Origin of the sequence: Alistipes sp. CAG:29 (assembly GCF_000435435.1) — a bacterium.
GTDB lineage: Bacteria > Bacteroidota > Bacteroidia > Bacteroidales > Rikenellaceae > Alistipes > Alistipes onderdonkii.
The window spans coordinates 5,979-12,984 of sequence record NZ_FR893453.1; the positions used below are offsets into that span (position 1 = coordinate 5,979).

A 7,006-nucleotide genomic window follows, 5' to 3' on the forward strand; every position below is an offset into this window, starting at 1 on the left:
ACGACGCTCTACTCCTTCTACGGCTGGATCACGGACATCGGTCAGAAGAACAAGATCAGCGACTATTCCGAATACCGGATTGCATATGACGACTGGGTAGAGAAAGGCAGCGACATCAAGACCAAGCCCCGCCTGCCGATCCACCCGATCGTACGCTGGGAAAATACGATCGACATCAAGGCAACAAAATACCTCTCCACGTCGTTAAGTTTCCAGCTTTACTACAACCGGGCGCAGAACCTCGACGTGCAGACCCGCACGCTGCTGAGCGTCGGCCTGACGTATACGTTCAAGAACAAGGAAAAACCGCAAAAATAGTCCGGCCGCCGGCCGGCGTATGACACGCAAATGTATAAGAACTCGAAATACACCGTCCTCTTCCCGCTGCTGCTGGCAGCGGGTGTTGTGTTGGGGCTGCTGCTGGGGCAGTACATGGGCCGCAACAGCACCACTTCGGAGATCAAGGGCATGCTCCGCCAGATGGCACTGCCCACCAACAAGTTAACCTATACGCTTTCGCTGATCGAGAATCAATATGTCGATTCGGTGGCGATGGATTCGCTTGCCGAGCACGTCATCCCGCTGCTGGTCAAGGAGCTCGATCCCCACTCGGTCTATATTCCGGCATCGGAGATGCAGGAGATCAACGAACCGCTCGAAGGCGAATTCGACGGCATCGGCGTGGTCTTCAACATGGCGACCGACACGGTGATCGTGCTGAACGTCATCCCGCAGGGCCCAAGCGACAAGGCCGGGATCAAGGCCGGCGACCGTATCATCGAGATCAACGACACGCTCGTCGCGGGGCAGAAAATCCCGCAGCGCGATGTGGTGAAGAAATTGCGCGGCCCGCGCGGCACGACCGTGCACCTCGGGCTGGGACGCCAGGGTATCTCCGACCTGGTGGGCGTCGACGTCGTTCGCGACAAGATTCCGATCAAAAGCGTAGAATCGGCGTTCTGCATTGCCGACGGCATCGGTTACATCAAGCTGGGACAGTTCGCACGGACGACCTTCGACGAGATGCAGGCATCGCTGGACACGTTGCGTGCGCAGGGCGCCACCAAACTTATCTTCGACCTGAGGGGCAACTCGGGCGGCTACCTCGACCAGGCCATCATGGTCGCCAACGAATTCCTGCACAAAGACCAGCTGATCGTCTACACGGAAGACCGCCAGCACAAACAACTGCGCGAATACGCCGACGGCACGGGCGCCGCACAGGACATGGATGTTGTGGTGCTGATCGACGAGGGCAGCGCGTCGTCGAGCGAGATCCTCGCCGGGGCATTGCAGGATAACGACCGTGGTACGATTGTTGGACGCCGTTCGTTCGGCAAGGGACTCGTCCAGCGTCAGATCCCGTACAGCGACGGATCGGCATTGCGGCTTACTACGGCGCGTTACTACACGCCTACGGGCCGTTCGATCCAGAAACCCTATACGATCGGCGACGACGAAAGTTACGAAGAGGACATCTGGAACCGGTATAAGAACAACGAGTTCTTCTCGGCCGACAGCATCCACTTCGCGGATTCGCTCAAACGGGTGACTCCGGGCGGGAAGGTGGTCTACGGCGGCGGGGGTATCATGCCCGACGTCTTCGTGCCGGCCGATACGACCGACGTAACGAAATATTTTGTCGAGGTGGCGGGGCGCAACATCCTCTACCGCTATACGATCGAATATGCCGACCGTCACCGCGAAGCTCTGAACAAGGTCAGGACGATCCCCGAACTCCAGGCGTTGCTGGACAGCGACAAGGGCCTCGTGGAGGATTTCATCCGCTATGCGGCACGCAAGGGCGTCGCTCCCGATTACCGGGACATCGCCCGCTCGCGAAAGCTGATCGAGGCCCAGCTGAGGGCTTATATCGGCCGCAACACGGCGCTGGAGGACAATGGCTTCTACGCCAACATCTATCCCGTCGACAACGTGGTGGTGCGTGCCATCGGGATATTAAACGATACACAGAAAAATGATTAAAAAACTCATCGGTATTATCGTGGCCGTGGCGGTGATCGTCATCGTCGTCATTGCGGCCATCCGGCGCGACAACTTCCAGTCGATGTTATTGCGCGACGAGATCGAAAACCAAACCTTCCCGGGGCCAGTCGACACCGACCAGCCGGCGGCACCCGTAGCGGGTGAAATCGAAGTGACGGATTCGGTAACCGTCGAGGTGGTCGATTCGATTCGGTAATACCTGTCCGGAAAGCATACGGGAAATACCTCCCGAGGGAGGGCTTTCGTAAATAACCGATTCCTGACACCGGATAATATCTGCTGGAAAATATTTATTTTCCCGGGGAAAACGGATCGAAATCACTTCGGATCGGGATTCACATAACAGGCAGCAGCCCTTGCAGGGGCTGCTGCCTGCCGTATACCTGAAATCCTGCAAAGAGTCCGGACTGCCGTATTCCATATCTTTCCCTACACGGACATGCAGTATCGGGCGGTTTCCCGCATTTATATAGGTAGTCCGTCCCTTTCGGCCGCGACTGCGAGGTCTGCACATATCCCGGCCGCGGGCAGCCAAAGTACATCCTCCGTTTGCATGAATAATCCGGGCTGCACCGACGGCCGGGGATATTGTTCCTCGGGATGGGGTGGTTTTGGCCATCGGGAATGCCTCGCAGATGTCGCAAGCCGTGTGTGGAGGAATTTGAACAACCTCATCCCGTACAGTCGAAAGCGTATAGCATGATTTTCCCCGCCGTATCGCTCACTCATTCGTCAAAAAAATACAGCAGCCCTGCGGGACTGCTGTATACGGCCTGGGCTCTTCCGAAGATCAGAAATATTTGATCTCCCTGCCCTCGATCGCCGAAAGGATATTGTTTGCGGCGGACGATGCACCGATGCGGAACAGGTCGGTCGTAAGCCACTCCTTACCGAGAATCTCCTCAACGATGGTATAGTAAAGTGCGCCGTCTTCGGCCGTGCGGACTCCCCCGGCAGCCTTGAATCCGACCTTGCGTCCGGTCTTCGCATAGTAATCGCGGATGGCCTGGCACATGACGACCGCCGCCTCGGGAGTCGCTGCGACGTCGATCTTGCCCGTCGAGGTCTTCACGAAATCGGCACCTGCGAACATCGACAGCAACGATGCCTTGCGGATCAGGTCGGGGGTTTTCAACGCCCCGGACTCGATGATGACTTTCAGTACGATGTCGCCGTCCATCTCGGAACGGATCACCTCGACCTCGTTCGCCGCCTCATCGTATTCGCCCGTAAGCATACGCCCCACATTGAGCACGATGTCGATTTCATCGGCGCCGTTTTCCACGGCCATCGCCACTTCGAGGGCCTTCACTTCGAGGAAGGTCTGGGCTGCAGGAAACCCGCCGCCCACACTCGTAATGCGCATCGGAGTGCCATCGACAGCCAGCCCCACGGTCTCGACGAATGCCGGGTAGATACAGATCGAAGCGACATTGGGGATATGGGGATATTTCTGGTAGAACTCGGCAGCCTTGCGGGCAAACTCCGTGACCGAAGTCACCGAGTCGTTGCACGACAGGGTCGTGAGGTCGATAGCCGAGTAGCACATTTTGTACACGTCGGTATTGTGGTTGCGTTTCGCGGCTTCGCGGATGCGGGCGACCTCCTGGTCTACCTGGGCTTCGCTCCACGCGGGAGCATATTCGTTCAGATGGTTGGCGTATTCCATAATAATCGCTGTTTTTACAAAATTAGGAAAAAATATTCATACGCGCGGTTCCCGTCCGTAAATTTTTCCCGTCATACCGGCTATCCTGCAAAAAAAGAGCCTGAACCACCGGGTTCAGGCTCTTTTTATCGGTTGACGGCTATTATTTGTTCAGCGCCTTCAGGTTGATGTCGTTGGCAGCCTTCTGAGCCAGTTTCGGGTTCTTCGAAACGGCGCTCTTCAGCTGGGCCTCTGCGGTCTTCAGGTCACCCTCCTTGGCAGCGATAACTGCACGCAGGTAGTCGGCGTCGGCCGAGTTGTCCTTGGAGATGGCCTGCTTGGCGGCAGAAAGGTTGTTGCTCATCACCTGAGCCACGGCCTCGTTGTAACCGTCGAGGTTCTGGGCAGCAGCCTTGTAGTCGCCTTCGGCAGCAGCGATAGCAGCCTTGGCCTGTGCATCGGCAGCCTTGGCATACTTCTTAGCCTCGGCGGTGTTGCCGTTGGCCAGGTTGCCCAGGATGAGGTTCTTGGTGATTTCGCTCGACGAATCCATCTTAGCAGCCTTCTCGAACGATTTGAGCGCAGCAGCCTTGTCGCCTGCCTTGGCCTGTGCGATACCCAGGTTGTTGTAAACGCGGGCGTCGTTGTATTTCTTCGAAGCGGTGGTCAGGATAGCAACCTGCTCCTCGGCACCGTTAGCCAGCGTCTCGGCAGCATAGAGGTACTCCTCTACGGTCAGCTCCTGGCCGTTGCGGAACGCAGCCATGATCTCGGCGTCGGTCTTGCCCTGGATGTCGGTGCTGTTCACGATCTGCGAGCGACGCAGTTCGGGAAGAACCTCCTCTTTCAGTTCGTTGAATACCGAAGACATGTTCTTGATTTCACTCTCACGCTCTGCGGGCGAGTTGTAGAGGCTCAGCACCTGGAGAATGAGGTTCTTGTCCTTGATGTTCGACTTCTCGACCAGTTCCTTGAAACCGTCCCAGTCCTCACCGTAGGCGGCAGCGTCGATGTCCAGGCCCGAATCCTTCAGCAGCTTGGCAACGACTTTCTTACCGGACTCGCTGCGTGACTTCGACAGTTTGTCGTTGAATTTCACGGGGCCATCGGGCGAAGCATAACCCTTCACGGCGATGTTCTGCGTAGCACGGTCGTTCTGCAGTTTGGCATCTACGTCAGCCTTGAACGCGTCGAGGTTGGCTTTCTTCTCGTTCTTCTTGGTTACGACCGAAGAGTTGATCGCATAGAGCAGATCGGTCTTGTCGACGACGGTGGTCACCTTCTTGTAGTTGTTGGCCATCGGAGCCATCAGGTCGGAGTATTTCAGATCCTTCTGGAGCGTGTTCAGACCATAAGCTACGGTCAGGCCGAATTCCTTGGCCAGAGCGGCCTTGGCAGCCTCGTCGTTACCGGCCAGCACGGCAGCCTGCTCCTTGGTCGGGATGGCGCCGGTGTTCAGGTTCACGAGCGTGAATTCCTTGCACTTGCCGCCCGGGCATTTGATCTCGGCGCGGAGCTGCAGGGCGCACTTGTCCATACGGGGGTCGTAGGGGAACTCTACGTGCTGCGTGAAATTGCCTCCGTTCTTCTTGTCGATGACCGTGTAGTTCTCGTCGACTTTCGAACCCTGGAGATATTTGGCGGCACCGGCAACCTCGCCACCGTCGAATACGATCACGGGAGTTACTTTGATAACGGCTTTCGCGTTGAAATACTTAACCGGGAACGTAACATTGATGTCAGCGGCAACGATACCGTTGTTCAGCGTCAGAATCTCGGGGGTAACCGTCAGGTTGATGTCATCCCGGTTCTTGGCCATCTTCTTGAAGCAATTACAGCTCGAGAATACCAGTGCGGCAGCTACGAGCACAACGCTCAATTTCATTAGATTTTTCATAATCGGTTAATTTAATGTGTTTATTTTAAATGTTTGCCTTTTTATCTGTCTTTCGGCCCGGTTCGTACGGAATTCGCGGTATTGCATCTTCCAACTCCCCAGCCAGAACAACGCAAATATAGAAAACTCTTGGTAATTGTGCAATATTTCAGGCGGAATTTCAGTACTTTTCCGCCCGAAAATATCACATTAACAGTCGTTTTACTCTTCTTTGCGTTCAGGACGTCCGTGGCGTTCGTGGCGTTCGCCGCGCTCGGGACGCTCGCCACGCGGACGACGCTCCCGCTCCACATAACCCTCGGGCTTGGGCAGCAGCACCTTGCGCGACAATTTGAGCTTGTTGGTCTTCGGATCCATACCGATCAGCTTCACGTCGATCTCATCGCCCTCTTTCAGGCCGGTCTCCTCCATGGTCTCGAAGCGCTTGTAGTCGATTTCCGAGATGTGGAGCAGGGCGTCCTTGCCGGGCATGATCTCGACGAACGCACCGAAGGTGACGATCGAACGGATCTTGCCGTGGTACGTCTCGCCGATCTCCGGGATCGCAACGATGGCCTTGATGCGGTTCAGCGCGCCGTCGAGTGCGGTCTTGTCCTGGCCGAAGATGTCCACGATACCCTTATTGTCGACCTCGGTGATCGTGATGGTCGTACCCGTGGTCTTCTGGATGTCCTGGATGACCTTGCCGCCGGGGCCGATCACGGCACCAATCATATCCTGCGGGATAGTGATCTGTACGATGCGCGGTACGAAAGGCTTGTAGTCCTCGCGCGGTTCGGCGATGCACTCGGTGATCTTGTCGAGGATGTGCAGGCGTCCCTTGCGGGCCTGCTCCAGCGCTGCGGCCAGCACCTCGTACGAGAGGCCGTCGACCTTGATATCCATCTGCGTGGCGGTGATACCGTCCTTGGTACCCGTCACCTTGAAGTCCATGTCGCCCAGGTGGTCTTCGTCGCCCAGGATGTCCGACAGCACGGCCCACTTGCCGCTCTGCGAATCGGAAATCAGCCCCATGGCGATACCCGAGACGGGCTTTTTGAGTTTCACACCGGCGTCCATCAGGGCCAGCGTGCCGGCGCAGACGGTAGCCATCGACGACGAACCGTTCGACTCGAGGATGTCCGATACGATACGCACGGCGTAGGGGTTCTCCTCACCCAGTGGAACCATCGGTTTCAGGGCGCGCCATGCCAGGTGGCCGTGGCCGATCTCGCGGCGGCTCAGGCCGCGTGCGGCCTTGGCCTCGCCCGTCGAGAAGGGCGGGAAGTTATAATGCAGCACGAACTGCTCGGTACCCTGTACCAGCACTTCGTCCTTGACTTTTTCGTCGAGTTTCGTACCGAGCGTAACGCTGGTCAGCGACTGCGTTTCACCGCGCGTGAAGATCGCCGAGCCGTGGGCTGCGGGCAGGTAGCCCACCTCGCACCAGATCGGACGGATCTCATCTGTCTTGC

General features: G+C 57.1%; 5 protein-coding genes and 1 pseudogene. 3 read left to right on the forward strand and 3 right to left on the reverse strand.

Annotated elements, in window-relative coordinates:
- The 3 genes and pseudogenes from QVP03_RS05705 to QVP03_RS05715 form a co-directional block, all read left to right on the forward strand.
- Nucleotides 1-318, forward strand: a pseudogene (locus QVP03_RS05705) (DUF3078 domain-containing protein); the annotation flags it as partial.
- 30 nt (nt 319-348) lie between these two features.
- On the forward strand, nt 349-1,986 hold the full coding sequence (locus tag QVP03_RS05710) for a S41 family peptidase (RefSeq protein WP_022332591.1): 1,638 nt from the start codon (nt 349-351) through the stop codon (nt 1,984-1,986).
- Entirely contained in the window at nt 1,979-2,203 is a 225-nt protein-coding gene (locus QVP03_RS05715) for a hypothetical protein (RefSeq protein WP_022332592.1), read from the forward strand. The genes QVP03_RS05710 and QVP03_RS05715 overlap by 8 nt, the downstream gene beginning before the upstream one ends.
- Before the next feature lie 594 nt (nt 2,204-2,797).
- Here the strand turns inward: QVP03_RS05715 and deoC are convergent.
- The 3 genes from deoC to pnp form a co-directional block, all read right to left on the reverse strand.
- Nucleotides 2,798-3,676, reverse strand: coding sequence for a deoxyribose-phosphate aldolase (gene deoC, locus QVP03_RS05720; protein WP_022332593.1), 879 nt, complete (start codon nt 3,674-3,676; stop codon nt 2,798-2,800).
- 142 nt (nt 3,677-3,818) lie between these two features.
- Nucleotides 3,819-5,540 carry a tetratricopeptide repeat protein gene (locus QVP03_RS05725; RefSeq protein ID WP_022332594.1) on the reverse strand — a complete coding sequence of 574 codons (1,722 nt, stop codon included), beginning with the start codon at nt 5,538-5,540 and terminating at the stop codon, nt 3,819-3,821.
- A 213-nt stretch (nt 5,541-5,753) separates the two neighbouring features.
- Nucleotides 5,754-7,006: polyribonucleotide nucleotidyltransferase (gene pnp, locus QVP03_RS05730; RefSeq protein WP_288210666.1), on the reverse strand; the 1,253-nt coding region annotated here is incomplete at its 5' end.

What these genes read in the sequence shown, in the direction of transcription:
- QVP03_RS05710 (WP_022332591.1), top strand. Translation starts at nt 349, where the DNA reads ATGTATAAGAACTCGAAATACACCGTCCTCTTCCCGCTGCTGCTGGCA.
- QVP03_RS05715 (WP_022332592.1), top strand. Translation starts at nt 1,979, where the DNA reads ATGATTAAAAAACTCATCGGTATTATCGTGGCCGTGGCGGTGATCGTC.
- deoC (WP_022332593.1), bottom strand. Translation starts at nt 3,676, where the DNA reads ATGGAATACGCCAACCATCTGAACGAATATGCTCCCGCGTGGAGCGAA.
- QVP03_RS05725 (WP_022332594.1), bottom strand. Translation starts at nt 5,540, where the DNA reads ATGAAATTGAGCGTTGTGCTCGTAGCTGCCGCACTGGTATTCTCGAGC.